Annotated in this window: 26 protein-coding genes and 1 riboswitch; of the genes, 12 read left to right on the plus strand and 14 right to left on the minus strand. The window is 69.6% G+C overall.

Annotation, left to right across the window (positions count from 1 at the left end; genetic code table 11):
- The first annotated feature begins 246 nt into the window (after positions 1 to 246).
- The 3 genes from AB0C27_RS35620 to AB0C27_RS35630 all read left to right on the plus strand — a co-directional run bounded on the left by AB0C27_RS35620 (position 247) and on the right by AB0C27_RS35630 (position 3,079).
- Complete coding sequence (locus AB0C27_RS35620; protein WP_357853362.1) at positions 247 to 1,254, plus strand: ATP-binding cassette domain-containing protein; 1,008 nt, start codon at positions 247 to 249, stop codon at positions 1,252 to 1,254.
- Positions 1,251 to 2,069, plus strand: coding sequence for an ABC transporter permease (locus AB0C27_RS35625; RefSeq protein WP_357853365.1), 819 nt, complete (start codon positions 1,251 to 1,253; stop codon positions 2,067 to 2,069). Before AB0C27_RS35620 ends, AB0C27_RS35625 begins: the two co-directional genes overlap by 4 nt.
- A gap of 95 nt (positions 2,070 to 2,164) precedes the next feature.
- Positions 2,165 to 3,079, plus strand: a complete 915-nt coding sequence (locus AB0C27_RS35630; RefSeq protein WP_357853503.1) for an IS982 family transposase — start codon at positions 2,165 to 2,167, stop codon at positions 3,077 to 3,079.
- A gap of 292 nt (positions 3,080 to 3,371) precedes the next feature.
- Here AB0C27_RS35630 and AB0C27_RS35635 read toward each other — a convergent pair whose 3' ends face one another.
- A complete protein-coding gene (locus AB0C27_RS35635) occupies positions 3,372 to 3,704 on the minus strand; it encodes a hypothetical protein (RefSeq protein WP_346111262.1) in 333 nt (110 codons plus the stop codon).
- A 121-nt stretch (positions 3,705 to 3,825) separates the two neighbouring features.
- Between AB0C27_RS35635 and AB0C27_RS35640 the strand changes: the two genes are divergently transcribed.
- Positions 3,826 to 5,835 carry an AAA family ATPase gene (locus tag AB0C27_RS35640; protein ID WP_357853370.1) on the plus strand — a complete coding sequence of 670 codons (2,010 nt, stop codon included), beginning with the start codon at positions 3,826 to 3,828 and terminating at the stop codon, positions 5,833 to 5,835.
- Positions 5,836 to 5,898: 63 nt separating this feature from the next.
- Positions 5,899 to 6,429, plus strand: a complete 531-nt coding sequence (locus tag AB0C27_RS35645) for a YbhB/YbcL family Raf kinase inhibitor-like protein (protein WP_357853373.1) — start codon at positions 5,899 to 5,901, stop codon at positions 6,427 to 6,429.
- A gap of 143 nt (positions 6,430 to 6,572) precedes the next feature.
- On the opposite strand, the gene AB0C27_RS35650 is transcribed toward AB0C27_RS35645, so the two are convergent.
- From AB0C27_RS35650 to AB0C27_RS35675, 6 genes are all read right to left on the minus strand, one after another.
- Positions 6,573 to 6,809, minus strand: a complete 237-nt coding sequence (locus AB0C27_RS35650) for a hypothetical protein (RefSeq protein WP_357853375.1) — start codon at positions 6,807 to 6,809, stop codon at positions 6,573 to 6,575.
- Positions 6,810 to 6,958: 149 nt separating this feature from the next.
- Entirely contained in the window at positions 6,959 to 8,587 is a 1,629-nt protein-coding gene (gene groL, locus AB0C27_RS35655) for a chaperonin GroEL (protein ID WP_357853378.1), read from the minus strand.
- Positions 8,588 to 8,916: 329 nt separating this feature from the next.
- Positions 8,917 to 9,117, minus strand: a complete 201-nt coding sequence (locus AB0C27_RS35660) for a cold-shock protein (protein ID WP_106250594.1) — start codon at positions 9,115 to 9,117, stop codon at positions 8,917 to 8,919.
- Between the two features lie 247 nt (positions 9,118 to 9,364).
- Positions 9,365 to 9,640, minus strand: a complete 276-nt coding sequence (locus tag AB0C27_RS35665; RefSeq protein WP_132331077.1) for a MoaD/ThiS family protein — start codon at positions 9,638 to 9,640, stop codon at positions 9,365 to 9,367.
- 24 nt (positions 9,641 to 9,664) lie between these two features.
- Positions 9,665 to 10,897, minus strand: a complete 1,233-nt coding sequence (gene thrC / locus AB0C27_RS35670; RefSeq protein ID WP_357853383.1) for a threonine synthase — start codon at positions 10,895 to 10,897, stop codon at positions 9,665 to 9,667.
- 13 nt (positions 10,898 to 10,910) lie between these two features.
- A riboswitch (SAM riboswitch) is annotated at positions 10,911 to 11,052 on the minus strand.
- Positions 11,053 to 11,131: 79 nt separating this feature from the next.
- Positions 11,132 to 11,590, minus strand: coding sequence for an RNA polymerase sigma factor (locus AB0C27_RS35675; RefSeq protein WP_357853506.1), 459 nt, complete (start codon positions 11,588 to 11,590; stop codon positions 11,132 to 11,134).
- 210 nt (positions 11,591 to 11,800) lie between these two features.
- Between AB0C27_RS35675 and AB0C27_RS35680 the strand changes: the two genes are divergently transcribed.
- The gene (locus AB0C27_RS35680; protein WP_357853386.1) at positions 11,801 to 13,225 is read left to right on the plus strand and encodes a trehalose-6-phosphate synthase; all 1,425 of its coding nucleotides are present in this window, start codon (positions 11,801 to 11,803) and stop codon (positions 13,223 to 13,225) included.
- Positions 13,226 to 13,390: 165 nt separating this feature from the next.
- Complete coding sequence (locus AB0C27_RS35685; protein ID WP_357853509.1) at positions 13,391 to 14,563, plus strand: MFS transporter; 1,173 nt, start codon at positions 13,391 to 13,393, stop codon at positions 14,561 to 14,563.
- Here the strand turns inward: AB0C27_RS35685 and AB0C27_RS35690 are convergent.
- Genes AB0C27_RS35690 through AB0C27_RS35700 form a run of 3 tightly spaced genes read right to left on the minus strand, consistent with a single transcriptional unit; the run spans position 14,541 to position 16,359 of the window.
- Positions 14,541 to 15,215: a hypothetical protein gene (locus AB0C27_RS35690; protein WP_357853389.1), complete on the minus strand. Its 675-nt coding sequence runs from the start codon at positions 15,213 to 15,215 to the stop codon at positions 14,541 to 14,543. The genes AB0C27_RS35685 and AB0C27_RS35690 overlap by 23 nt on opposite strands.
- Positions 15,216 to 15,249: 34 nt before the next feature.
- Entirely contained in the window at positions 15,250 to 16,020 is a 771-nt protein-coding gene (otsB, locus tag AB0C27_RS35695) for a trehalose-phosphatase (RefSeq protein WP_357853392.1), read from the minus strand.
- Positions 16,021 to 16,059: 39 nt separating this feature from the next.
- Complete coding sequence (locus tag AB0C27_RS35700) at positions 16,060 to 16,359, minus strand: DUF3263 domain-containing protein (RefSeq protein WP_346111251.1); 300 nt, start codon at positions 16,357 to 16,359, stop codon at positions 16,060 to 16,062.
- A gap of 117 nt (positions 16,360 to 16,476) precedes the next feature.
- Between AB0C27_RS35700 and AB0C27_RS35705 the strand changes: the two genes are divergently transcribed.
- The 5 genes from AB0C27_RS35705 (at position 16,477) to AB0C27_RS35725 (ending at position 21,107) form a co-directional block, all read left to right on the plus strand.
- Complete coding sequence (locus tag AB0C27_RS35705) at positions 16,477 to 17,283, plus strand: SAM-dependent chlorinase/fluorinase (protein WP_357853396.1); 807 nt, start codon at positions 16,477 to 16,479, stop codon at positions 17,281 to 17,283.
- 127 nt (positions 17,284 to 17,410) lie between these two features.
- The gene (locus AB0C27_RS35710) at positions 17,411 to 18,178 is read left to right on the plus strand and encodes a hypothetical protein (protein WP_357853399.1); all 768 of its coding nucleotides are present in this window, start codon (positions 17,411 to 17,413) and stop codon (positions 18,176 to 18,178) included.
- Positions 18,175 to 19,419: a S8 family serine peptidase gene (locus AB0C27_RS35715; protein ID WP_357853402.1), complete on the plus strand. Its 1,245-nt coding sequence runs from the start codon at positions 18,175 to 18,177 to the stop codon at positions 19,417 to 19,419. The genes AB0C27_RS35710 and AB0C27_RS35715 overlap by 4 nt, the downstream gene beginning before the upstream one ends.
- 25 nt (positions 19,420 to 19,444) lie before the next feature.
- Entirely contained in the window at positions 19,445 to 19,849 is a 405-nt protein-coding gene (locus AB0C27_RS35720; RefSeq protein ID WP_357853405.1) for an OB-fold domain-containing protein, read from the plus strand.
- Between the two features lie 73 nt (positions 19,850 to 19,922).
- Positions 19,923 to 21,107: a lipid-transfer protein gene (locus AB0C27_RS35725; RefSeq protein WP_357853408.1), complete on the plus strand. Its 1,185-nt coding sequence runs from the start codon at positions 19,923 to 19,925 to the stop codon at positions 21,105 to 21,107.
- Positions 21,108 to 21,294: 187 nt separating this feature from the next.
- On the opposite strand, the gene AB0C27_RS35730 is transcribed toward AB0C27_RS35725, so the two are convergent.
- From AB0C27_RS35730 to AB0C27_RS35745, 4 genes are read right to left on the minus strand one after another with little or no spacing between them, the layout of a single operon-like run.
- Positions 21,295 to 22,311 carry a dipeptide ABC transporter ATP-binding protein gene (locus AB0C27_RS35730; protein WP_346111244.1) on the minus strand — a complete coding sequence of 339 codons (1,017 nt, stop codon included), beginning with the start codon at positions 22,309 to 22,311 and terminating at the stop codon, positions 21,295 to 21,297.
- Positions 22,295 to 23,332: an ABC transporter ATP-binding protein gene (locus tag AB0C27_RS35735; RefSeq protein ID WP_357853412.1), complete on the minus strand. Its 1,038-nt coding sequence runs from the start codon at positions 23,330 to 23,332 to the stop codon at positions 22,295 to 22,297. The genes AB0C27_RS35730 and AB0C27_RS35735 overlap by 17 nt, the downstream gene beginning before the upstream one ends.
- A gap of 14 nt (positions 23,333 to 23,346) precedes the next feature.
- Entirely contained in the window at positions 23,347 to 24,327 is a 981-nt protein-coding gene (locus AB0C27_RS35740) for an ABC transporter permease (protein ID WP_357853415.1), read from the minus strand.
- Positions 24,320 to 25,264 (minus strand): ABC transporter permease, encoded by a 945-nt coding sequence (locus tag AB0C27_RS35745; RefSeq protein WP_346111240.1) that lies wholly within the window; start codon positions 25,262 to 25,264, stop codon positions 24,320 to 24,322. The genes AB0C27_RS35740 and AB0C27_RS35745 overlap by 8 nt, the downstream gene beginning before the upstream one ends.
- Between the last annotated feature and the right edge of the window lie 81 nt (positions 25,265 to 25,345).

Genomic DNA, 25,345 nt, shown 5'->3' on the forward strand with positions numbered 1-25,345 from the left:
GGCGTCTGAGGGGCGTCTGAGGGGCGTCTGAGACGCCCCTAGATGATTGCTTCCAAGGGGGCAGCGGTCGTAGGTGTTCAGGGCGGCGGGTGCCCTGGTCCGCTTCGGAACTGGCCACATGCCCTCGTGTGCTAGCGTCTGTGGCGACTTCTCACCGTAGGGTCCCACCCTCGCCATTCAGCCTCCTCGTGTCCGGTGACACCAGGAAGGTGGAAGTCACACCAGATCCTGACAAGGGGTGTGACGATGGGTGCTGCCCAGGAAACAGATCCGGCTGTGGAGGCCGTCGATCTGGTCAAGACCTATCCTGCGGGCCGGAGCAAGGCGCCGGTCACGGCGCTGCGGAGGCTGAGCTTTTCCGCGGCGAAGGGGAGCGTCTTCGGGCTGCTCGGCCCGAACGGGGCCGGCAAGTCGACCACGGTGAAGATCCTCTCGACGCTCTCGGCCGCCGATTCCGGATCCGCGCGCGTGGCGGGGATCGATGTGCGGACGCGGCCGGAGCGGGTGCGCCGGGCGATCGGGTTCGTGTCCCAGAAGCCCGGCACGGACCCGATGGCCACCGCAACCGAGAACCTGCTGCTTGCCGGGCGCCTGCATGGGATGTCCCGCCGGGATGCCGTGGCGCGGGCCCGCGAGCTCGTCGACCGGTTCGGCCTGGCCGATGCCGCGGACCGGCTGGTGCAGACGTACTCCGGCGGCATGGCCCGCAAGCTCGATGTCGCGCTCGGCTTGATGCATCGCCCCCAGGTGCTCTTCCTCGACGAGCCGACGACGGGGCTCGACCCGCAGGCCCGCAGCGAGATGTGGGCCGAGATCGCGCGGATGGCCGGGCAGGAGGAGATGACGGTGCTCCTGACGACGCACTACCTGGAGGAGGCCGACCACCTCGCCGACCGGCTCGCGATCGTCGATCACGGCACGGTGGTCGCCGCGGGCACCCCGGACGAGCTCAAGAGCGAGCTGCGCGGCGATGCGGTGCACGTGGAACTCGCCCAGGCCGACGACAGGGCGCTTGCGGTGTTGCGGACGGTGCCCGAGCTGCGGGAGATCACCCTGGAGGGCAGCACCGTCCGCGGCCGTACCAGTGACGGTGCCCGGGCGTTGCCACCGGTCCTTGCTGCGCTGGAGGAAGCGGGCGTCGCGGTGAGCTCCGCGACGCTCGCCAGGCCCTCGCTCGATGACGTCTATCTCCGGCACACCGGCCACAGCCTCGACGCCGCCGCGGCCCCGAAGACTCTGGAGGTGACGAAGTGATCACCGCACCCGCGCGCTTCGCCAGTTCGGCTCCGCTGACCGTGATCACGCACTCCGCGCTACTGACCGGCAGGCTGCTGCGCAGCCTGAGGCGGATGCCAACCTTCCTCATTATCGGCCTCGTCCAGCCGGTGATCTGGCTGCTGCTGTTCGGCCAGCTCTTCCGCTCGGTCGTGAACCTGCCCGGGTTCACCCACGCAGACGGCGGCTTCCTGCAGTTTCTCACCCCGGGCGTGGTGATGATGACCGCGCTGTTCACCAGCGCATGGGCGGGAACGACCTACCTCCAGGACATCGACCGCGGCGTGATGGACCGGATGCTCACCTCCCCGGCCAGCCGGGTTGCCCTGGTGATCGCGACCATGGCCTACCAGGCGATCCAGACGCTCATCCAGAGCCTGATCATCGTGGCCATCGCGTTGCTCGCCGGTGCCCGCTTCCCCGGGGGCGCAGCCGGCGTCGCCGTCACACTCCTCGCCGCAGTGCTGCTGTCCCTGATCTTCTCGGCGCTGTCCGACGTCGTCGCCCTGCTGACCCGCCAGCAGGCAACGCTCATTGCGATCTCCCAATTCACCACGCTGCCGCTGATGTTCCTCAGCTCGGCCGTGATGGACCTTGCCCTCGCACCCGCCTGGGTCGGCCACGTCGCCGACTACAACCCCATGGAATGGGCGGTCACCGCGGCCCGGGAGGCGATGCTCGCCCACATCGACTGGAGCACGCTCTGGGCACACCTGGGGCTGCTCGCAGCAACAGCCCTGGTGATGGGCCTGATGTCCACGCACGCCTTCCGCGCCTATCGGAAGGCGGCGTGACGCAGCCGATCGGGCCAGGCGACGACGCGACGGGCCTGTCGGGCGAGTGTCCAGGATCGGTGCTGGTCAACGCTGAACCGTGGAGGACTCAGACGCTGGATGCTGACCTGGACACCCTCGCGACCGCACTCTTTGTGCGGACCGACGATCTGCTGCTGGAATCCCCGGAGCTAGCGCCGTGGCGGCCGACGGTGGGGATTGCACCCAGGCTGTCCGACGCCGAGCTGGTCACGCTGTCGGTGATGCAGGCCCTGCTCGGTTTCACCTCCGAGCGCCGGTGGATCCGCCACGCCCGTACGCACCTGGGGCACCTGTTCCCGTATCTGCCCAAGGCACCCGGCTACAACAAACGGCTGCGCAAGGCCGGCAGGCTGATCCAGCAGGTCATCCGGCTGCTCGCGGTCGACACCATGCTCTGGTCGGACGACGTGTGGGTAGTGGACTCCACTCCGGTGGAGTGCGGCCGCTCCCGGGAGACCGTCAAACGCTCGGACTTGGCAGGGTGGGCCGAGTACGGGTACTGCGCCAGTCACTTTCGGTTCTTCTGGGGGCTGCGGCTGCACTTGGTGTGCACGCTGCACGGACTGCCAGTGGCGTTCGCGCTGACAGGAGCCAAGGCCGACGAGCGCGAGACCCTGCTTGCCATATTCGATGTCGAACCGCGGCTGGCCGCCGACCGGCCCGGTCAAACCCTGATCGGTGACAAGAATCATTTCGGCGTCGGCTTCGAGCAGCGGCTCACCGAGCTGGGCCTCCAGCTGCTGCGGCCTGCCCGTAAGGACGAGGCCGAGCGTCCCGGCTCGCAGCTGTTCAGGCCGCTACGGCAGCTTATTGAGTCGGTGAACGAGACATTCAAGGGCCAGCTCGACCTCGAACGCCACCGCGGCCGCACTGCGGCCGGCGTGATGGTCCGCGTCCTACAGCGGATCCTCGCACTGACCAGCGTGATCTGGCACAACGATCAGACCGGCCAGCCCGTCATGCGTGCCCTGACCGCCTACGACCACTGAACCCCTTGGAAGCAATCATCTAGGAATGGTGATGCCCGGCCGCTCGCCCGAGCGGCCGGGCACATCCGCGTGGTGTCATGTCCACGAGACTCCGCGGGCCGACGACATTCGAACCACCCCCCTCACCTGCGTACTATCACGCCGCCTGCGACATACCCCCATGATCCGACAAACCCACCTGAAATGCCCGATTATCTCGGTGTTCCCAGGTTCGTTACGAACGTACGGATCTGTGGTAATTCGCGCAAGCCGAGCACGTCAAACATGCCCTCTCGGCGCACCGGCAGGCCCCTCAGCGCACGAGCAGGCCACCGAGGAAGAGCACACCCTCCGCGACGATCCACGCCAGCACCCCGGCGCCCATCAGCCGCGCGAAGGCGTGGGGATCGTGCCTGGGCCACGGGAGCAGCCAGGCGGCCACCGTGCAGCAGGCGGCCAGCACCGCGAACAGCCCCGAGACGGCGGAGACCGTGGACAGGCGCTGCGAGCACAGTGAGGCGGCCTCCCCGCCCGCGCAGAACGCCTGCGCCCCCCACCCAGCGAACACCGACAGACCCCACAGCGCGGCGAGCAGGAAGCTCGCGATCGTGGGGATGACCGGCGAGAAACGAAGCTGGACCCGCACCACCTCCTGTGCGTACCCAGACCGCCGCCGGTAAATGCTTTGGAGTCATGCCGAAGTCGCCGTTAAACTGGTCGATTCGCTGCCTTGACCACCTCCGAAACCGACAGGGAGGCACTTCCGCATGCCCGCACACCAGCTGGCACCCGACATACCCACCGACGTGCTGGCCGCCGAGCAGGCGCATCTGGCCGAGTCCAGGGCCGCGCTCAAGGCCATGCGCGCCCACGCCCAGTCCCTGTCCGCCGACGCGGCCGGCGACTGGGTGTCGCAGCAGATCCTCCAGTCGCTGCTCGACCAGCGCGTCGCCGCCCTGGCCGACCATCCGGACACGCCGCTGTTCTTCGGCCGCCTCGACCGTGCCGCGGGTGACGACCTGCCCGGCACGATCTACGTCGGCCGCCGCCACGTCCACGACGGCGGAAGCAAGCCGCTGGTCATCGACTGGCGGGCGCCGGTGTCCCGCGCGTTCTACCAGGCCAGCCCGGCCGACCCGATGGGCGTCGTACGCCGGCGCCGCTTCGGCTACCACGGCGGCGCGCTCACCGCGTTCGAGGACGAGCCGCTCGGCGAGGGCGGCGAGATCGGCCCGTCGAAGATCCTCACCGAGGAGATCGAACGGCCCCGCACCGGGCCCATGCGCGACATCGTGGCCACCATCCAGCCCGACCAGGACGAGATCGTCCGCGCCACGCTGGCCCAGACCGTATGCGTGCAGGGCGCGCCCGGCACCGGGAAGACCGCCGTCGGCCTGCACCGCGCCGCCTATCTGCTGTTCACCCACCGCGAGCGGCTGGCCAGGTCCGGCGTCATGATCGTCGGCCCCAACCGGGCCTTCCTGTCCTACATCTCCTCGGTGCTGCCCGCGCTCGGCGAGGTCAAGGTCGACCAGACCACGGTGGCGGGCCTGCTCGGCGACCACGCGGCGCCCGAGGACCCGCTGGTGGCTGCGGTGAAGGGCGGCGCCAGGATGGCGCCGGTGCTCGAAGCCGCGCTCTGGCTGCACATCGTCAAGCCCGAGGACGGCCTGGTGTTCACCAAGGGCGCCTACCGCCACCGGGTGGCCGACTACGAGGTCCGCGAGATCGTGGCCTCCCTGCGCGGCACCACCCGCTACAACCCCGGCCGGGCCGCCCTGGCGCAGCGGCTGGCCCACATGGTGCTGGTCAGGATGGAGCAGCGCGGCGAGTCTCCCGACGACCGGGTGCAGGACGCGGTGGCCAGGTCGAAGCCGGTCAAGCAGCTCGTGGACGCCGTCTGGCCCAAGCTGACGCCCGAGCAGGTGCTGTTCCGGCTGCTGTCCGACCCCGGCTTCCTCGGCCGGGCCGTCAAGGCCGCCAAGTCGGATCTGTCGCCGGAGGAGCAGGAGCTGCTGATCTGGCGCAAGCCGTACCGGAGCTGGAAGTCGGCGAAGTGGTCCGCCGCCGACGCCGCGCTCCTCGACGAGCTGGGCGACCTCATGGAGCGCACGCCGTCGCTCGGCCACCTCGTGGTGGACGAGGCCCAGGACCTGTCCGAGATGCAGCTGCGCGCGCTCGGCCGGCGCTGCCGCAACGGCTCGGCCACCGTGCTGGGCGACCTGGCCCAGGGCACGACGCCGTGGTCCACCACCTCGTGGGAGTCGGTGCTGCACCACCTGGGGCAGGGCGAGGGCGAGGTGACGGAGCTGACGCTGGGCTTCCGTGTGCCGCGCGAGGTGCTCGACTACGCCGCCCGGCTGCTCCCCTCCATCGCGCCCGCCCTGGCCGCCCCGCGCTCGCTGCGCCCCGGCCTCGGCTCGCTCACCGTGAGCGAGGGCGGCTCGGTGGCGCGGGCGGCCGAGGAGGCGCTGGACAAGGAGGGCTCGATCGGGGTCATCGTCCCCGACGCGCTCATCGACGAGGTCTCGCGGGCTCTGGCGGAGCTCCCCCACGCCGTGCTCGACCCCGACGCCGCTCAGGAGCACCGCCTGCTGATCGTGCCCGCCACGCTGGCCAAGGGCCTGGAGTACGACCACGTCATCGTGGTCGAGCCGGCCGACATCGTCGCCGCCGAGCCCAGGGGCCTGGCCCGGCTGTACGTCGTGCTGACCCGAGCGGTGACCTCCCTGACGGTCCTGCACGACAAGACGCTCCCGGCGCAGCTGACGGCGTGAGAGCGGCGGGCACGGCCGCTTCTAGGATGGCTGGGCAAGCAGCTCTCAACCTAGGAGGATGCCGTGCCCGCACCGCTTCCACACGAATACCTGCCGTCGGTTCCCGCGCTCACGGTCGAGAGTGACGACCTCCAGGACGGCGCGAGGCTCCCCGACCTCCACGTCTTCAACGACTGGGGCATGACGGGCGGGAACCAGTCTCCCCACCTGCGCTGGTCCGGCGCCCCCGAGGGCACCCGGAGCTACGCCGTCACCTGCTACGACCCCGACGCCCCCACCGGCAGCGGCTTCTGGCACTGGGTGCTGTTCGACCTGCCCGCCTCGGTGACGGAGCTGCCCGCGGGCGCGGGCAGCTCTCCCGACTTCAAGGGCCTGCCCGAGGGCGCCGGGCACGCGCGCAACGACTACGGCACGAAGGCGTACGGCGGCGCCGCCCCGCCCCCCGGCGACCCGCACCGCTACGTCTTCACGGTCCACGCGCTCGGGGTCGACCGGCTGGGCGTCGACAGCGACGCCAGCCCGGCGGTGGTGGGCTTCAACATCACCGCCAACACCCTGGCCCGCGGCCATATCGTCGCCCTCTACGGCGTCTGACCGCGAGACACATGAAAGCGCCCCGCCACGGCGGCGGGGCGCTTTTCGTGCCGGCGATCGTCACCGCCGGCGACCTCGTGTGTCAGCCGGGCCCGGCCACCGGCGGCCGAAGCCGGCCGGGTCCGGCCGCGGGCCGGGCGGCCTCAGTCGGCCAGCCAGCCCTCCGGGCAGGCCATGAGCTGCGGAAGCAGCGCGTCGAGCACCGTGAGCCCGGTCTGCGCGTTGGGCAGGCAGATCGGCCCCTGCAGCTCACGCAGCAGGGGGATGTCGTTCAGCGACAGGGCGCTCCGCTCGGCGAAGGCCGGGGCGGCCGGGGCGGTGGTGGCGGCGACGAGAGCCAGGGCGGCGACGCCGAAAATGCGCTTGCTGCGGGAAAGCATCCTCTTACTCCTTTGTACAGGTGGTGTGGTGGCACCACCCTTCCTCACTTGGAGTAGCCGAGCAATTGTGAAACGTAATGGCAGTCAAACAAAACAAGAGCGGCCCGGAAAAGCCCGGACCGCTCTTCGTTCTTACGACGAGAAAAGACCTAGAAGTCCATGTCGCCGCCGCCGGGCATGCCGGCCGGCGCAGCGGGGGTCTTCTCGGGCTTCTCGGCGATGACGGCCTCGGTGGTGAGGAAGAGCGCCGCGATGGAAGCGGCGTTCTGCAGCGCGGAGCGCGTCACCTTGGCCGGGTCGAGGATGCCCACCTCGAACATGTTGACGTATTCGCCGGTCGCGGCGTTGAGGCCCTCACCCGGGGTGAGGTTGCGCACGCGCTCGACCACGACGCCGCCCTCAAGGCCGGCGTTGACCGCGATCTGCTTGAGCGGCTCCTCCAGCGCCTTCTTGACGATGGCGGCACCGGTGGCCTCGTCGCCCGTCAGCTCCAGCTTGTCGAACGCCTTGGCGCCGGCCTGCAGCAGGGCCACGCCACCACCGGGGACGATGCCCTCCTCGACGGCCGCCTTGGCGTTGCGCACGGCGTCCTCGATGCGGTGCTTGCGCTCCTTGAGCTCGACCTCGGTCGCGGCGCCGGCCTTGATCACGGCCACGCCGCCGGCCAGCTTGGCCAGGCGCTCCTGCAGCTTCTCGCGGTCGTAGTCGGAGTCGGTGCGCTCGATCTCGGCACGGATCTCGTTGACCCGGCCCGCGATCTGCTCGGCGTCACCGGCACCGTCGACGATCGTGGTCTCGTCCTTGGTGACGACCACCTTGCGGGCGCGGCCCAGCAGGTCGAGAGTGGCGGTCTCGAGCTTGAGGCCGACCTCCTCGGCGACGACCTGACCGCCGGTCAGGATCGCGATGTCGTTGAGCATGGCCTTACGGCGGTCACCGAAGCCCGGGGCCTTGACCGCGACCGAGCGGAACAGGCCTCGGATCTTGTTGACGACCAGGGTGGCCAGGGCCTCGCCCTCGACGTCCTCGGCGATGATCAGCAGCGGCTTGCCGGACTGCACGACCTTGTCGAGCAGCGGCAGCAGATCCTTGTTGGCCGAGACCTTGCTGTTGACGATCAGGATGTACGGGTCTTCGAGCACGGCCTCCATGCGGTCGGAGTCGGTCACGAAGTACATCGACGTCATGCCCTTGTCGAAGCGCATGCCCTCGGTGAGCTCGAGCTCAAGGCCGAAGGTGTTGCTCTCCTCGACGGTGATGACGCCTTCCTTGCCGACCTTGTCCATCGCCTCGGCGATGAGCGAGCCGATCTCGGGGTCGGCGGCGGAGATGGAGGCGGTGGAGGCGATCTGCTCCTTGGTCTCCACGTCCTTGGCCAGCTTGGAGAGCTCCTCGCTGACGCGCTCGACGGCCGCCTCGATGCCCTTCTTCAGGGCCATCGGGTTGGCGCCGGCGGCGACATTGCGCAGACCCTCGCGCACCAGCGCCTGGGCGAGCACGGTGGCGGTGGTGGTGCCGTCACCCGCGACGTCGTCGGTCTTCTTGGCGACTTCCTTGACCAGCTCGGCGCCGATCTTCTCCCAAGGGTCCTCGAGCTCGATCTCCTTGGCGATGGACACACCATCGTTGGTGATCGTGGGAGCGCCCCACTTCTTCTCCAGCACGACGTTGCGGCCCTTGGGACCCAAAGTCACCTTGACGGCGTCGGCGAGCTGGTTCATACCGCGCTCGAGACCGCGCCGGGCGTCCTCGTCAAACGCGATCATCTTGGCTGCCATAAGGCTAGACCTCCCAGATACAGGGTGGCTTGTCGTGGACCGAGCCGACGCCCGCGACGGCATGGGCCCGCATCTCCGTTCGGCAGACCCCATCGTCTCGATCCGATGTTGGCACTCTGCTGCACAGAGTGCCAACGAACTGTTTAGCACTCTACCCTGCCGAGTGCAAGCGAACGCACCCGCGCCGGATGTTCCTCCCCAGGTCAGAAGTCAGTACGGCGAGCCGCCCGAAGCAGCTCGCCGCACGCGAGTCGACGATTGAGAGGTGACGGTTCGCACGGACTGCGCTGCCGTGCGAGCCCGCCCGGTGCATACCAGTTGACGTGACCTCAGACCGTGCGGACGGACTCCGCCTGCGGCCCCTTCTGGCCCTGCGTGATCTCGAACTCGACGCGCTGACCCTGTTCGAGAGAGCGGTACCCGTCCATCATGATCGCTGAGTAATGGACGAATACATCCTTACCACCGTCTACCGCGATGAAGCCGTAGCCCTTGTCCGCGTTGAACCACTTGACGGTGCCCTGCGCCACTTCCGACTCCTCTTACTGGTCTCTCAGATCTCGCCCATTCCTCCGCGAGGCCTGTAATCGCCTGACATAACTGAAAATCATGCAGACGATCGCCCTCGACCATACCTGTGGCACGGGGTTTGGCAACAGAGTCAATCTGCAAACCAGGTATTTCTTCGCAGCGAAGCTCGTACAACGGTGAATTAGCCCTGGAAAAGCAGAAGGCGCCCACAAGGGGCGCCTTCCACGATCGGGGATGCCGCGGCACTCAGCCGCCGGCGACCGCGGGGATGATGGAGATCTGCGTGCCCTCTGGGGCGGGAGTGTCGAGACCCTGGGCGAAACGGACGTCCTCTTCCCCAACATAAACGTTGACGAAACGTCGAATCTTGCCCGATTCATCCAGAATTCTCGCGCCGATGCCCGGGTAGTCGGAGTCCAGCTTGGCGAGCACGTCACGAAGAGTCGCGCCTTCGCCACTCACTTCGGCGTTGCCCCCGGTGTACGTGCGCAGAATGGTGGGAATCCGCACAGAAACGCTCATGGTAAATGTCGCCTTTCCTGGTTGTCAGACAGTCGCGCGGAACGCGTCGAGGGAGGGCCGGATCACGGCCGTGGGCGCGGCGTCGTCGCTGATGGCGTCGAGCGTCTTGAGCCCGTCGCCGGTGTTCAGCACCACGGTCTCGGCCTCGGGGTCGAGCCTGCCGCTCTCGGCCAGCTTCTTCAGCACGCCGACGGTCACCCCGCCCGCGGTCTCGGCGAAGACTCCCTCGGTCGAGGCGAGCAGCTTGATGGCGGCCACGATCTCGGCGTCCGTGACGTCCTCGACGCCCCCTCCGGTGCGTCGTGCGATGTCCAGCACGTAGGGACCGTCGGCCGGGTTGCCGATGGCCAGTGACTTGGCGATGGTGTCGGGCTTGACCGGCTGGACGACGTCGTGACCGGCCTTATACGCGGCCGACACCGGCGAGCAGCCTTCGGCCTGTGCCCCGAAGATCTTGTAGGGCGTGTCCTCGACCAGCCCCAGCTGGATCAGCTCCTTGAAGCCCTTGTCGATCTTGGTGAGCTGGGAGCCGGAGGCGATGGGGATGACGATCTGCTCGGGCAGCCGCCAGCCGAGCTGCTCGGCGATCTCGTACGCGAGCGTCTTGGAGCCCTCGGCGTAGTAGGGCCGCAGGTTGACGTTGACGAAGCCCCACTTGTCGCCCATGGGGTCGCCGATCAGCTCGGAGCAGAACCGGTTGACCTCGTCGTAGCTGCCGTCGATCGCGATCAGCCGGCCACCGAACACGCGGGCCATGGCGATCTTCGCGGCTTCGAGGTCGGACGGGATGAACACGCACGCGTCGAGCCCGGCCCGCGCCGCGGCGGCGGTGACCGCGCCCGCGAGGTTGCCCGTGGAGGAGCAGGAGAGCGTGTGGAAGCCGAAGTTGCGCGCCGCCTCGACGGCCATGGCGACCACGCGGTCCTTGAAGGAGTGGGTGGGGTTTCCCGAGTCGTCCTTCACGTACAGGGATTTGAGGCCCAGTGACTTGCCGAGGTTTCCGGCCTTGACCAATTTGGTCCAGCCCGGGTTCATATTCGGCTTTTCGGTCACGTCAGCCGGGACGGGGAGAAGCGCGCGGTAACGCCAGATGTTGGCCGGGCCGGACTCGATGTCCGCCCGGGTCACCGTGCCGAAGTCGTAGGCCGCCTCAAGCGGCCCGAAACACTCCAGACAGGCGAAGCTCGGACCCAGGGGGTAACGCGCGCCGCACTCACGGCAGGACAGACCGACAGCAGGACCAAAGTCGAGCGACATGAAGCGAGGCCTTCCCTCATCTTCGCCCACGGCCACCTTGACCGCGAACCGGAATTGGCACCTAGTCCCGGTCGGCCTCGCCAGGTCGCGAGTCGAAAGCCGGGAGGGTTGCCGGGGCTTCGCAGGGCCGGTCCCTCCACCCCTCTGGATGAGCAATATGAAGTTGTTGAACTGGACTCTACCCGCTCAAGTGGCCGAAACTTCCACCCGTCTCACCATGTGGGACGGGTGGTCTCAGCGATAATCCTCGCCCAGGACACCCTGCACGTATTTGCGCGCCTGGTGGATGCGGGACTTCGCGGTGCCGAGCGGAATGCCGAGCTGCTCGGCCACCTCGTTGTAGTCGAGCTGGACGATGTCGCGCAGCACCAGCGCCTGCGCCAGGTCGGGCTTGTCGGCCTCCAGCGCCTCCATCGCGTCGAGCAGGTCGAGCCGCGAGCCCGCGATCACGCTGACCCGCCGCACGTCGGGCTTCTGCATGGGCAGCTCGTCCGAGCTCTGCTCGGCCGACCTGCGCTTGAGCGTCCGGTACGTCGTCCGCGCGCAGTTGGCGGTCACGATGTGCAGCCAGGTGCTGAACCTGGCCCGCCCCTCGAAGCGGCCGATGTTGCGCGCCACGGCCAGCAACGTATCTTGCGAGGCCTCTTCCGCATCCTGGTGATAAGGGAGGATTCGGGCGCAGTGGCGCAGCACGTCAGGCTCGATCCGCGCCAGGAGCTCGCCAAGTGCGCGATGGTCTCCTCCGGCCGCGGAGCGGGCGAGTTCCTCGGTTAGCTCATCAAGCGCCATAGATGGGATCCTATGTTTGTGATCGATGGGAGCCTAGTTGACTTCCTCGCCCCGCCGCACGCGAGATGGCGCGGTCCGCGCGTCAATCCCGCGACTCACTGACCGAGGATGTCCATGAACAGCGTCCTGCTCGCCTCCAACAGAGGCCCGGTCTCCTTCACCGTCTCCGACGACGGCGAGCTGACCATGCGGCGCGGCGGCGGCGGGCTCGTCTCGGGCCTGTCGGGCGTGGCCAAGGACGACGGCGTGCTGTGGGTCTGCGCCGCGCTGTCCGACGGCGACCGCAGCGCCGTGCGTCTGGCCTCCGGCGGCCGCATCGACCAGGCCGGCTACGACACGGGCCCGCTGCGCATGCTCGACATCGCGCCCGCCGTCTTCCACCGCGCCTACAACGCCGTGGCCAACTCCACCCTGTGGTTCGTCAACCACCTGCTCTACGACATCCCCAACACGCCCAACTTCGGCACGAGGTTCGAGCGCGAGTGGGAGTCCTACCGCGACTACAACGGGGCGTTCGCGCTGGCGCTGGCCGAGGAGGCCGGCCACGGCGCCCGCGTGATGGTGCAGGACTATCACCTTACGCTGACCCCCGCCATGCTCCGCGCCGAGCGGCCCGACCTGCGCATCGCCCACTTCAGCCACACGCCGTGGGCGCCGCCGGAATACTTCTCGCTGCTGCCCGACGAGGTGGCGCGCGAGGTCCTGGAGGGCATCCTGGGAGCCGATCACGCCGGGTTTCTCACTGACAGATGGGCCCAGGCGTTCATGGACTGCTGCGAGCGCCTGCTGGGCGCCGAGGCCGACCGCGTCGGGCGCAGCGTCACCCACGAGGGCCGCACGACCCGCATCGGGGTGCAGAGCCTCGGCGTGGACGGCTCGGCACTGTGGGAGCGGGCCAGCGAGCCCGACGTCGAGTCCCACATGACCGCGCTCAGGGACCAGGTGGGCGACCGCAGGCTGATCGTCCGCATCGACCGCACCGAGCTGTCGAAGAACATCGTCCGCGGCCTGATCGCCTACCGCGAGTTCCTGGCCGCCCATCCCGAGTGGCACGGCCGGGTCGTCCACCTCGCCTTCGCCTATCCCAGCCGGCACGACCTGCCCGAATACCGCGAATACACCGCTTCGGTGCAGCGCCGCGCCCAGGAGATCGAGGACGAGTACGCCACCGACGACTGGGACCCGCTGATACTCAACGTCAACGACGACTATCCGCGTTCGCTGGCCGCGTACCGGATGGCCGACGTGCTGCTCGTCAACCCCATCCGCGACGGCATGAACCTGGTCGCCAAGGAGGGGCCTGTCCTGTCCGAGCGGTGCGCGCTGGTGCTGTCGCGGGAGGCGGGGGCGGCGGCCGAGCTGGGGCAGCACGCGCTCCTGGTCAACCCGTACGACATCAGCGGCACCGCGGCGGCCCTGCACGACGCGCTGGTCATGCCGGAAGACGAGCGCCGCATGCGCCGCGACAAGCTGCACGCGGCCGCGACCGCCCTGCCGCCGCAGAAGTGGTTCGCCGCCCAGCTCGACGCCCTGACCTGAGCCGGCTCGGGGGTTCTCACCCGATCCGGCTCAGCGGTTTCGCCCGAGCCTGCTCTGCGGGTTTTCGCCTGAGTCTGCTCGGCCCCCGGTTCCGAGCGGGCTCGGCGCGCTGACCTACCATGAGAAGGCGACGCCCCTCACCGATCAGGAGGCTGCCGGGTGAGCATGGTCTTACCGCCCATCCGGCTGATCAGAGATCGCCCGACTTGGCTCATCTACCTGCAGCTCGGCGCGTTCGCCACCTACATGTACGGCCTGAGCGCCGCCCTGCCGCTGCTCCGCGCCGACCTGCGCGTCCCGGCCACCGTCGCGGGCCTGCACGGCACCGCCATGGCCGTGGGCACAATCGTGGCCGGGCTGCTGCTGCCGGCGCTCACCCGCAGGTTCGGCCGGCGCGCGACGACCTGGATCGGCCTGGCCGGGATGAACGCCGGCCTGCTCGTGATCGTCCCCGCCGACGCCCTGCCCCTGACGATGCTCGGGTACGGCGTCTCGGGCGGGTTCAGCTCGATCATGCTCTACACCGCCATGGCCGCGCTCAGCGACCACCACGGCCCGGCGGGCCCGGCCGCGATCAGCGAGGCCAACGCCGTGGGCGTGGTGGTGGGCATGGGGATGACGTTCTGCCTCAGCGTGGTCGCCCAGAGCACGTTCGGCTGGCGGGCGGCGCTGCTGGTCACACCGGTCGTGAGCGTGCTGCTGGCCCTGTTCATGGGCCGCGTCTGGCCGCCATCGCCTCCTGTCCCGCAACAGCCGGCCGAAGCCAGTGCGGGTACGGAGGCGGTGGGCAGGCCGGGGTGGGGGTTTCATCTGGCGGGGCTGGTGCTGTTCTGCTGCGTGGCGATGGAGTTCACGTTCAACCTGTGGGCCGCCGACCTGTTCGCCGGCCGTACGGGAATCAGCGCGGCCGCGGCGGCCACGGGGCTGACGGCGTTCGTGGGCGGGCTGGCGGCCGGGAGGTTCGCCGGGGCGCAGCTCGCGCTGCGCCTGCCCCCCGTGCCGCTGTTCGTGGGGGCGCTGGCGGTGGCGTTCGCGGGCTGGCTGCTGTTCTGGCTGAGCACCCACCCGGCGCTCTCCTACGCCGGGCTGGTGGTCTGCGGGCTCGGCGCCTCGTTGCACTTCCCGCTGGCGCTGTCGGGGCTGATCGCCGGCGCGGGAGGCCGGGCCGACCTGGCCGCTGCGGCCTCGCCGATCTGGGCGGGAGCCGCCATCGCGGTGGGCCCGCTCGCGCTCGGCGCGCTCGCGGACGGCTTCGGCACCTGGAAGGCGTTCCTCCTGGTGCCGGTGCTCATCGGCCTGGCCGTGGCCGGGGTGCTCAGCTCCAGTCGGCGTTCCTGAGCACGTCCGGCAGGCCCGGCGTCCTCCACTGGTCGACGACGAGGATCCTGGTCTTCGGCAGGTACCACTCGCGCTGCGTGTAACGCGACTTCACCTTGCCGTTCGCGTACGAGACGCAGGAGGCCCGCCACTCGCGGTAGGCGGCCTTGTGCCCCGGGCCGACCTGGCGCAGCCCCGTGGCCTTGGCCGAGCCGAGGGTCTGGCCCCACTTGCCGTTGCTCGGGCACTGCTGCACGTCGGTCGCGGGATAGAACGGCCGCCTCCCGTCGTAGGCGTGGAACAACTCGTTGCCGTACTTGATGGCCTTGGGACCGAGCACCCAGAAGCTCCGGCAGCCCGGGGTGCCGTAACCGCTGGAGGGCTTGGCGCACTTGCCGGTGACCACGCGGGTCCAGTCGGGGCGGACCCGGTGGACCGCCCATGTGATCGGCAGGTGGAGCGTCAGCCCGCCCCTGAGCTTGAGCGGCTGAGTGGTCGCGACACTGCTCACGTTCGCGGTGCTCGCGGCGCTTGTGGCGTACGCCGTGCTCGCGGTGTTTGCGGCGTTCGCGGTGTACGGGGCGCTGGTGGCGTACGCGGCGCCGGTGGAGAGGGGTGCGGCGAGGAGGGTGATCGCGGTGAGGGCCGCGACGGCGAGATGACGCTTGGGCATGCCCCGACCCTAGAAAGCGGGACTTGCAGCACAATCACGAACGACTGAACGCCGACCCCAGCTCGCGCAGCAGCGCCACCACGCCCTGCGGCCCGTCCACCACGATGTCGGCCCGTTCGGCCAGTGCGGTCACCTCGGCGGAGCCGCTGCACACGGTCACCCCGGGCAGCCCCGAGGCGCGTACGGCGTCGAACGCGGCCAGATCGCCCAGGTCGTCACCCACGAACATCACCGACCTCGCGGCCTTCTCGGCCAGGAACAGGCTCAGCGCGTGTCCCTTGTCCATGCCGGGCGGCCGCAGCTCCAGCACCATGCGCCCAGGCTCGATCACCAGGTCGTGCTTCTCCGCCAGCTTGGCCAGCGGCTCGCGCAGCACGGCCAGCGCGCCCTCGGGGTCGGGGCTGCGCCTGGTGTGCACGGCCACGGCCCGGCCCTTGTCCTCGATGACGACGCCCTTGAGGTCGAGCGTGCCGAGCAGCAGTTGCAGCTCCGCCTCGGCCCTGGGCACCCCGGGCGGGGGCGGGGGCGCGGAGATCCGTCCGTCCTCCCAGCGTTCGAAGCCGTAGTGGCCGAGCACGACCAGCCCCTCAACGTCGGCCAGGCCGGGGCCGAGCTCCAGCGCGGTGGCCGCGGGCCTGCCGGTCACGACGGCCACCGCGAGGACGTGAGCGCCCAGGTCGGCGAGTACGGCCGGCGCTTCGGGATGGATCACGGCCTGGGCCGGATCGGGCACGATCGGCGACAGTGTCCCGTCGAAGTCGAGCCCGATCACGGCGCCTGCCGGATCACGCAAGATCGCTTCCATTCCAGGGATGTTCTTCACGCGGCTGCCGTACCCAGCCGGTCAGGGGCGCATGCCAAACCTTCTGGCGGCGCGCTCGCGCTGGCGGGTGGACCGAAGCCTGCGCAGCCTCTTGACCAGCATGGGGTCCTGCTCAAGAGCCTCCGGCCTGTCGATCAGCTCGCTGAGCAGCTGGTAGTAGCGCGTGGCGGAGAAACCGAAGCTCTCCTTGATGGCCTGCTCCTTCGCGCCCGCGTAGCGCCACCATTGGCGCTCGAAGGCGAGGAGCTCGATGTCGCGTTCTGAGAGCGGTTGTCGGGACGGTTCCTGGGCAGCATTGTCACCGCTGAGCGGTGCTCCCATGGTGTCCTCCTCGAAAGGGGCGAGTGACGGTCACGTCGCTCGCACGCGGCCCGAGGCCATCGTAATGTGCCGAGTGCGGCTGTTCACGGCGGATTGAGGGACGTACAGTCACCAAATGTGACCTCAGTCATCACGCTCCTCACGGACTACGGCCTCGAAGACGGTTACGTGGCGGCCTGTCATGGCGTGATCGCCGGCATCGCTCCCGAGGCCCGCGTGATCGACGTGTGCCACCTGATCCCCTCCGGCGACGTACGGCGCGGGGCGGCGATCCTGGCCCAGACCATCCCCTACCTGCCGCTGGGCATCCACATCGGCGCGGTCGATCCGGGTGCGGGCGGCGCCAGGCGGGCGGTGGCCGTCGAGGCGGGCGGCCGGGTGTTCATCGGCCCCGACAACGGGGTGCTCTCGTGGGCGGTGCACGCCAGCGGCGGCGCGGTGGCGGCGTACGAGATCAGCAACTCCGAGCACTTCCTGCATCCGGTCTCGCCGACCTTCCACGGGCGCGATGTCTTCGCGCCGGTCGCGGGGCGGCTGTACGGCGGGCTGCCTCCGGCGGACCTGGGGCCCGAGGTGCCGCTGTCCCGGCTGGTCTCGCTGCCCGAGCCGACCTCGCAGCTGCGCGAGGGCTCGGTAGAGGGCGAGGTGGTCTCGGTCGACCGTTACGGCAACACGCAGCTGTCGATCGCGGCCGGCGACCTTCAGGCGCTGGGCGTACGGGTGGGCGACACGCTGGGGGTGTGGCTGGGGCGGCGGCAGCTCGCGCTTCCCTTCCGTGAGACGTACGCGGCGGTGCCGCCGGGGGAACTGGTGGCGTTCGCGGACTCGGCCGGGCTGATCGCCATCGCGATCAACTGTGGTGACGCGGCCCAGCGGCTGGGGCTCCCGCCTGGGGCACATGTCCGACTTTCGCCCACTCCGTAGGCGGAAAGCCGTAGATCGGAATTACTCCACGTATCGGTCTGTTTACCGAAGCGTCGGAATGACTGAACGCTCTCGTGTCAGAATGCGGAACAGATCGGAGGTCCCTCCCCTCCTGTTCGAGGTTGACATGTTCCATTTGTCCCTTGTGCTGTTGTCCATCATGGCCGCGGTCTGGCCCTCACCGGCCCCGACCGTCTCAGAACGCTGGCACGCGTGGCCGGTCGCCCGGGTCTTCCCCGACTCGGTGCCCGGCTCCAGCCCTTCGGGGGCGCGGGTCACGTATGTGCTGGCCGGAGTCGCCCCCGAGGCGCCCTGCCGTCGCGCCTTCCAGCCGGCCGTCGTGGGTCCGGGGTGCCGTACGGCGTTACGCGCCACGTACGCGGACAGCACCGGCACCTTCGTCGTCACCGTCGGCATCGCCGTACTCGACAGCCGGCCACCCACCCAGACCCTCGCTCCCGCCACCGATCCGGGAGCCGGTCTCACGGATGGATCCGCAGACGGTTTCACGGCCGGGTCCGCAGACGGTTTCACGGCCGGGTCCGCGGCAGGCCCAGCGGCCGATCCCGAAGCCGTATTCGTGGCAGGCCCGACAGCCGGTCTCGGGACCGTTTTCGTGGCAGGCCCGACGGCGGGTCTCGGGGCCGTTTTCGCCGATGCCGGGCGGCCCGCCACCGTGCGGCCGGTGGCCTTCCCCGGCGGAGCGGCCGAGCGGTTCGGCGATCGGCAGTACTTCACCGGCGTCGTGGTCGACTCCGACGAGCGTTATGTGGTGGCGACGGCCGCCGGATACGCCGACGGGCGGGCGTACCGGCCGGGCGACGGCGCCATGGTCCGACTGCGGCACGCGGCGCGGCAACTGGCGACGGTCCTGCACCAGGCGCTGACCCGATGAGGCGGCTCATCGTCCCGACGCTGGTGGCCGGCCTGACGGCCGTCATCGCCGTCCCCGGCACCGCCGCCCACGCCACCACCCACACGACCCGCACCGCAGACAAAGCGGACACGGCAGGCGCGGCGTACGCGACAGGCGCCGCAGGCGCAGCGGGCGCGACCGGCGTGGCAGACGATGTCGGTGATCTGGGGGAGGCGGCGCGGGCCGGGCAGTGGCAGCTCGGCACACTGCGGCTGCCTGAGGCGTGGCGGGTGAGCAAGGGCGCGGGCGTGGTGGTGGCCGTACTGGACACCGGTGTGAACGCGAACCACCCCGACCTGCGCGGCGCCGTCATCCAGGGCCCCGACCTGACCGGCACCGGCGACGTGCCCTGGGGCCCGCACGGCACCGCCATGGCCAGCCTGATCGCGGGTCGCGGGCACGGCGACGGCAGCGGCATCATCGGGGTGGCCCCCGCCGCCAAGGTGCTGTCCGTACGGGTGACGCTGGAGAACGGCGACCCGCGGCGCGGCAGGCAGCTCTCCGGCTGGCGTGACGCGCTGGCCAAGGGCATCCGGTACGCGGCCGACCACGGCGCCGACGTCATCAGCATGTCGCTCGGCGGCGGCAGCGGCGCGTGGGAGGGGTACGCGGCGGAGGAGGAGGCCGTCCAGCACGCGATCAGCAAGGGAGCGGTACTGGTGGCCTCGTCGGGCAACGACGGCGCCGCCGCCAACAGGAAGAACTTCCCCGCCGCCTACCCGGGGGTGATCGCGGTGGGCGCGGTCGACCGGCGGATGAGGGTGGCCCGGTTCTCCAACAAGCAGGACTACGTGTCGGTGGTGGCGCCGGGCACGCAGATCGTCACGGCCGACGCGGGCACCTCGTACGTGGTCGGCGACGGCACCAGCTCGGCCGCCGCCATGGTCGCGGGCATCGCGGCGCTGATCAGGTCGGCGCATCCCGGCATGTCGCCCTACCACGTGCGCAGGGCCATCGAGCTGGGCACCGGGCGGCAGCCGTCGGGCGGCTACAGCCCCGCCTACGGGCACGGCGTGGTCGACGCGCTGCTCGCCCTGCGGATGGCGGACCGGCTGGCGGTGCCGGTCACCGCCCTGGCCGCCGGTCCTGGGCCGTACTTCGGCGACGGGCCCGTGCCGGCCACCAGGGTGCCGGTGGTGGGCGGCATGCTGCTGCTGATGGTGGTGATGTCGGCGCGGGTGGTGCTGCGGCGCAGGACCCGGCGGAGGGATGTAACCTAGCAAGCGCTTGTGTGATACTCCGGCTATGACGTACGCGATCGACGGCTGGTTCGCCATCGAGGAAGCGGGCGTCCGCCTGCTGGGCACCCGGTGCCCGGCCTGCGGAGCGGTGTGCTTCCCGCCACGGCACGGCTCGTGCCCCGACCCCCGGTGCGCGGGCACGGAGATGGAGGTGTTCGGGCTGCCACGGCGCGGACGCGTCTGGTCGTACACGAACGCCTGCTACCCGCCGCCGGCGCCGTACGTGGCCGCGCAGCCGTACGAGCCGGTGACGCTGGCCGCGGTCGAGCTCGACGAGGTCGGAATCGTGGTGCTCGGGCAGGTCAAGGGCCTGACGGTGGACAAGCTCACGGTGGGCATGGAACTGGAGCTGACCTCGGGCCCGCTGGCCGACGGCCCGCTGGTGTGGATGTGGGGGCGGCCGTCATGAGGCCCGTGACAGGGGTGCGCGCGAGCGCCATGAGGCCAGGAATGACACGGGTACACCGCTGGAGGCGAGCGTCATGAGCGTGGTCGTGATGGGCACCGGGATGCACCCGTGGGGCAAGTGGGGCCGCCCCTTCCTCGACTACGGCGTCGCCGCCGCCCGCGAGGCGCTCAAGGACGCCGGCCTGGCCTGGACGGACGTGCAGTTCGTGGTCGGCGCGGACACCATCAGGAACGGCTACCCGGGCTTCGTCTCCGGCGCCTCCTACGCCAAGGCGCTGGGCTGGTCGGGCGCCAGGGTCGCCTCCTGCTACGCGGCCTGCGCGTCGGGGGCCCAGGCGCTGGACATCGCGCGCACCAGGATCCTGGCGGGACTGTGCGACGTCGCCCTCGTGGTCGGGGCGGACGCGACCCCGAAGGGTTTCTTCAAGCCGGTGGGCGGCGACCGCCCCGACGACCCCGACTGGCTGCGCTTCCGCCTCCTCGGCGCCACGAACCCGGCCTACTTCGCCCTCTACGCCCGGCGCCGGATGGCCGTGCACGGCTCGACGCCGGAGGACTTCGCCGCCGTCAAGGTCAAGAACGCGCTGGCGGGCTCGCTCAACCCGCTGGCCCGCTACCGCGGGCGGGTCACCGCCGAGCAGGTGCTGGCCTCGCCCATGGTGGCCGACCCGCTGCACCTCATGGACATCTGCGCCACCTCGGACGGCGGCGCGGCGGTGGTCCTGGCCTCGGAACGGTACGCCCGCCGCCACAGCGGCACCCGGGTACGCCTGGCCGCCGTCTCCACGGTCACGCCCACCTTCCCGAACACGGTGCTGGAACTGCCGGACTTCGCCACGGACTCCCGCGTCACCGACCCCCCGTCCGGCCACCTGCCCTTCAGGGCGGCGATAGCGCACGCGGCGTACGAGGAGGCGGGCCTGGGCCCGCAGGACGTGTCGCTGGCCGAGGTCTACGACCTGTCCACGGCGCTGGAGCTGGACTGGATGGAGGACATCGGCCTCTGCCCGCCAGGCGAGGCGGACAAGCTGCTCCGCGACGGGCAGACCGCGCTGGGCGGCCGCATCCCGGTCAATCCGTCGGGCGGCCTGGCTTCGTTCGGCGAGGCGATCCCGGCCCAGGCCATCGCCCAGCTCTGCGAGCTGACCGTGCAGCTCAGCGGCCGGGCGGGAGCGCGCCAGGTGGAGAACGCCCGCGTGGGCCTGGCCGCCAACCAAGGCCTGTTCGGCCACGGCTCAGCGATCATCGCCACCCGCTGAGCTGGAGCCCCCTGAAACCGGGTCAGGCTTTGAACCACGCCACGAGGCCCACAGAGCGCCGTAACGGCGCTCTGCCACTGACGGGTTCAGCCAGCGTCTCCCTGGAGGGCCATCAGCCACGTACGGCGTCTGGGGCAACCCGGCGCCGCCGTAACAGATGGGCCCTCCAGAAAGAGAGGGAAAGCAACTACCCCACGTGCACCACATCATGGGTTTCGGCGAAATGGCAGGCGCTTTCGTGCGCCGTGCCCGGCCGGATCTGCAGCAGCGGCTCCTCCTCGGCGCAGATCTCCTGCGCCTTCCAGCACCGTGTCCGGAACCGGCACCCGCTCGGCGGGTTGGCCGGCGACGGTGGGTCGCCCTGGAGGATGATCCGCTCCCGCTGTTCCCGGCCCTCGGGGTCGGGCACCGGCACCGCCGACAGCAGCGCCTGCGTGTACGGATGCGCGGGCCGGTCGTAGATCTCCGTGTCCTTGCCGAGTTCGACGAACTTGCCCAGGTACATCACCCCGACCCGGTCGGAGATGTGGCGCACCACCGACAGGTCGTGGGCGATGAAGATGTAGGCCAGGTTGAACTCGTTCTGCAGCCGTTCGAGCAGGTTGATGACCTGCGCCTGGATCGACACGTCGAGCGCGGAGACCGGCTCGTCGCAGACGATGATCTCCGGCTGGAGCGCCAGCCCGCGGGCGATGCCGATGCGCTGCCGCTGTCCGCCGGAGAACTGGTGCGGGTAGCGGTTGATGTGGTCGGGGTTGAGTCCGACCACCTCCAGCAGCTCCTGCACCTTCGTGCGCCGGTCGCCCTTGGGGGCGACCTCCGTGTGGATCTCGTACGGCTCGCCGATGATGTCGCCGACGGTCATCCGGGGGTTCAGCGAGGTGTACGGGTCCTGCATCACCATCTGGATGTTGCGCCGCATGCGCTTGAGCTCGCCGCCCCTGGCCTTGGCGATGTCCCGGCCGTTGATCTTGACCGAGCCCGAGGTGGGCCGCTCCAGCGCCATCAGCACCTTGGCGAGGGTGGACTTGCCGCAGCCCGACTCGCCCACGATGCCCAGCGTCTCGCCCCTGTTCAGGTCGAACGAGACGCCGTCGACGGCCTTGATCGCGCCGATCTGCTTCTTGAAGAGGATGCCCTGCGTCAGCGGGAAGTGCTTGACCAGGTCACGCACCTCAAGGATGCGCTCACTGTCGCTCGCCATCGAGGACCTCCCTCCAGTAGTGGCAGGCGCTGCTGCGCACGCCGCTGATCTCGTAGAGCGGGGGGGCTTCGGTCACGCAGTTGTCCTGCCGGTACGGGCACCGCGGGTTGAACGAGCAGCCCGGCGGCAGGTCCAGCAGGTTGGGCGGCAGGCCCTTGATCGCGTACAGTTCCTGGCCCTTGAGGTCGACCCTGGGGATCGAGTCCAGCAGGCCCTTCGTGTACGGATGCGCGGGCGACTTGTAGATGTCGTACACGGGGGCGTTCTCCACGATACGCCCCGCGTACATGACCGCGATCTTGTCAGCCACGTCGGCCACGACGCCGAGGTCGTGGGTGATGAGGATCAGGCCCATCTGGCTCTCGCGCTGCAGCTCGGCCAGCAGTTCCATGATCTGCGCCTGGACGGTCACGTCCAGCGCCGTGGTCGGCTCGTCCGCGATCAGCACCTCGGGGTCCAGCGCGATCGACATGGCGATCATGATGCGCTGGCGCATGCCCCCGGAGAACTGGTGCGGGTAGTCGTGCACGCGCTGCTTGGCGGCCGGGATGCGGACCCGGTCCATCAGCTCGACGGCCTTCTTCATGCCGTCGGCCTTGGACATGCCCCGGTGCACCCGGAACATCTCACTGATCTGCCAGCCCACGGTGAAGACCGGGTTGAGGGCGGAGAGCGCGTCCTGGAAGATCATCGCGATCCGCTGCCCGCGCACCTGCGTGCGGGCGTCCTCCGACAGTTTGAGCAGGTCGGTGCCCCTGAAGCGGATCTCCCCCTTGGGGATGACCGCCGGTGGCATGTCGAGAATGCCCATGATGGCCTGAGCCGTCACGGACTTGCCCGACCCCGACTCGCCCAGCACGGCGAGAGTCTCGCCCGCGCCGACCGTGTAGCTCACGCCGTTGACCGCGCGCACGACGCCCGCGCGGGTGCGGAACTCCACGTGCAGGTTGTCGACGGCGAGCAGCGGCCCGTCGCCCGGCCCTCCCTCGGCGGGCAACGCGTCCGGAGTCGTCTTCGTCACTTTGATCCTCCCTCCTACCTGAGCTTCGGATCGAGCGCGTCGCGCACGGCGTCGCCCATCATGATGAACGCCAGCACGGTGACGCACAGGAACACGGCCGGGAAGATCAGCGGCAGCGGCGCCTCCAAGAACCTGTTGCGCGCGTCGGCGATCATCAGGCCCCAGGAGATGTCCGGCGACTGCACGCCGACGCCCAGGAAGGACAGCGCGGCCTCGGCCGCGATGAATCCGCCCAGGTTGATCGTGGCCACGACGATGACCGGGGCCACCGAGTTGGGCAGCAGGTGGCGGAACATGATCCGGCCCGCTCCCGCTCCCAGTGCCCTGGCCGCGACCACGAAGTCCTGGCTCTTCGCCGTGATCACGGCCGCCCGCATGATGCGGTACGTCATCGGCCAGCCCAGCACCGCCAGCGCGATGATGACCAGCAGGATGCTGTTGGCCCGGCCGCGGAACGTGGCCGCGATCAGCAGGGCGCCCAGGATCGGGGGGATGGCGAAGAAGATCTCGGTGACCCGCGAGGAGACCGTGTCGACCACGCCGCTCTTGTAGCCGGCGATGATGCCGAGCAGCCCGCCCACGAGCGTGGTGATGATCGTGGTCAGCACCCCGATCACGATGGAGTTGCGGGCCCCGTAGATCGTCCTGGAGTAGACGTCGCAGCCGAGGCTGTCCCGTCCGAACAGGTGGCCCGCGCTGGGCGTCTGCCGCGCCGTGGACAGGTCGCACGTCCTGGCGTTGAACGGGTCGACCGAGGTGAACAGCTGCGGCCAGAACGACATGACCAGCAGGATCAGGATGATGATCACCGACAGGATGAACATCGGCCGGCGCCTGAGGTCGTACCAGGCGTCGGTCCACAGGCTCGCGGGCTTGCCGCCCTTGGCCTGCTTGTGCTTGCCCTGGCGTGGCGGCGCGGGGGCGGTCACCGTGTCCGAGACCATGGTCTGCGTCTCCGGGAGTCCCGGCCCGACCGGCGGGGTTGGGTTACTCATAGCGGATCCTCGGGTCTAGCACGGCGTACAACAAGTCGACGACCAGGTTGGCCAGGATGTAGACCAGCACCAGTACGGTGACGATACCGACGACGACGGGTTGTTCGCGCAGGTACACCGATGTGAAGAGCTGGTTTCCGATCCCCTGGAGATTGAAGATCGTCTCGGTGATGACCGCGCCGCCCATCAGGTTGCCGAGGTCGGCGCCCAGATAGGTGACCAGCGGGATCAGCGCGTTGCGCAGCCCGTGCCTGCCGATGACCCGGCGTCTGGACAGGCCCTTGGCCGTGGCCGTGCGTATGTAGTCCGCCCTCAGCGTCTCCGCCAGGCTCGTCCTGGTGAGCCTGGTCAGGTACGCGATGGACGTCCCCGCGAGCACGAAGCCGGGCAGCAGGTAGCTGCGCCAGCCCGCGAACGTGCCCGCCACGGGGAAGATGTCCGCTCCGGTCCACTGCTTGAGTTTCACACCCAGCAGGAGCTGCAGCACGAATCCGGTCACCAGCGTGGGCACCGAGATCAGCAGCAGCGTGGAGGCGAGGATCATGGTGTCGGTGGCCTTGCCGCGGCGCAGCGCCGCCCACAGGCCCAGGCCGACGCCGATGACGGCCTCCATGACCAGGGCGGTCAGCGCGAGGTTCAGCGTGATCTGGAACTTGCCGGCCATGATCTGGGACACCGGGATGTCGGCGAAGTTCACCCCGAAGTCACCGCGGAAGAGAACGCCGCTGATGTAGTACCAGTACTGCAGCAGCAGCGGATCGTTGAGGTGGTACTGCTCGCGCAGCACCTCGGCGATCGCGGCGTCCGGACGCTTGTCCCCGAACAGTGCCGCGATGGGGTCTCCGGGCAGTGCGAAGACGATGCAGAAGATGAGTAGCGTGGCGCCGAGCAGGACGGGTATCGCCTGGATCAGTCGCCTAATGACATATCGGCCCATTCAAGCCCTCCGGTACACACTTGGAGGCAGCCCCCAGAGTCCGTGGTTTACCCGGCTCGAGTGGCTGCCTCCAAGCTCAGC

The sequence above is a fragment of the Nonomuraea sp. NPDC048882 genome (genome assembly GCF_040649755.1).
GTDB classification, from domain to species: domain Bacteria; phylum Actinomycetota; class Actinomycetes; order Streptosporangiales; family Streptosporangiaceae; genus Nonomuraea; species Nonomuraea maheshkhaliensis.

Coding starts and splice junctions, on each gene's coding strand:
- AB0C27_RS35620 (WP_357853362.1), top strand. CDS start 247: ATGGGTGCTGCCCAGGAAACAGATCCGGCTGTGGAGGCCGTCGATCTG.
- AB0C27_RS35640 (WP_357853370.1), top strand. CDS start 3,826: ATGCCCGCACACCAGCTGGCACCCGACATACCCACCGACGTGCTGGCC.
- AB0C27_RS35650 (WP_357853375.1), bottom strand. CDS start 6,809: ATGCTTTCCCGCAGCAAGCGCATTTTCGGCGTCGCCGCCCTGGCTCTC.
- groL (WP_357853378.1), bottom strand. CDS start 8,587: ATGGCAGCCAAGATGATCGCGTTTGACGAGGACGCCCGGCGCGGTCTC.
- AB0C27_RS35665 (WP_132331077.1), bottom strand. CDS start 9,640: ATGAGCGTTTCTGTGCGGATTCCCACCATTCTGCGCACGTACACCGGG.
- thrC (WP_357853383.1), bottom strand. CDS start 10,897: ATGTCGCTCGACTTTGGTCCTGCTGTCGGTCTGTCCTGCCGTGAGTGC.
- AB0C27_RS35680 (WP_357853386.1), top strand. CDS start 11,801: ATGAACAGCGTCCTGCTCGCCTCCAACAGAGGCCCGGTCTCCTTCACC.
- AB0C27_RS35685 (WP_357853509.1), top strand. CDS start 13,391: ATGGTCTTACCGCCCATCCGGCTGATCAGAGATCGCCCGACTTGGCTC.
- AB0C27_RS35690 (WP_357853389.1), bottom strand. CDS start 15,215: ATGCCCAAGCGTCATCTCGCCGTCGCGGCCCTCACCGCGATCACCCTC.
- otsB (WP_357853392.1), bottom strand. CDS start 16,020: ATGGAAGCGATCTTGCGTGATCCGGCAGGCGCCGTGATCGGGCTCGAC.
- AB0C27_RS35700 (WP_346111251.1), bottom strand. CDS start 16,359: ATGGGAGCACCGCTCAGCGGTGACAATGCTGCCCAGGAACCGTCCCGA.
- AB0C27_RS35710 (WP_357853399.1), top strand. CDS start 17,411: ATGTTCCATTTGTCCCTTGTGCTGTTGTCCATCATGGCCGCGGTCTGG.
- AB0C27_RS35715 (WP_357853402.1), top strand. CDS start 18,175: ATGAGGCGGCTCATCGTCCCGACGCTGGTGGCCGGCCTGACGGCCGTC.
- AB0C27_RS35720 (WP_357853405.1), top strand. CDS start 19,445: ATGACGTACGCGATCGACGGCTGGTTCGCCATCGAGGAAGCGGGCGTC.
- AB0C27_RS35725 (WP_357853408.1), top strand. CDS start 19,923: ATGAGCGTGGTCGTGATGGGCACCGGGATGCACCCGTGGGGCAAGTGG.
- AB0C27_RS35730 (WP_346111244.1), bottom strand. CDS start 22,311: ATGGCGAGCGACAGTGAGCGCATCCTTGAGGTGCGTGACCTGGTCAAG.
- AB0C27_RS35740 (WP_357853415.1), bottom strand. CDS start 24,327: ATGAGTAACCCAACCCCGCCGGTCGGGCCGGGACTCCCGGAGACGCAG.
- AB0C27_RS35745 (WP_346111240.1), bottom strand. CDS start 25,264: ATGGGCCGATATGTCATTAGGCGACTGATCCAGGCGATACCCGTCCTG.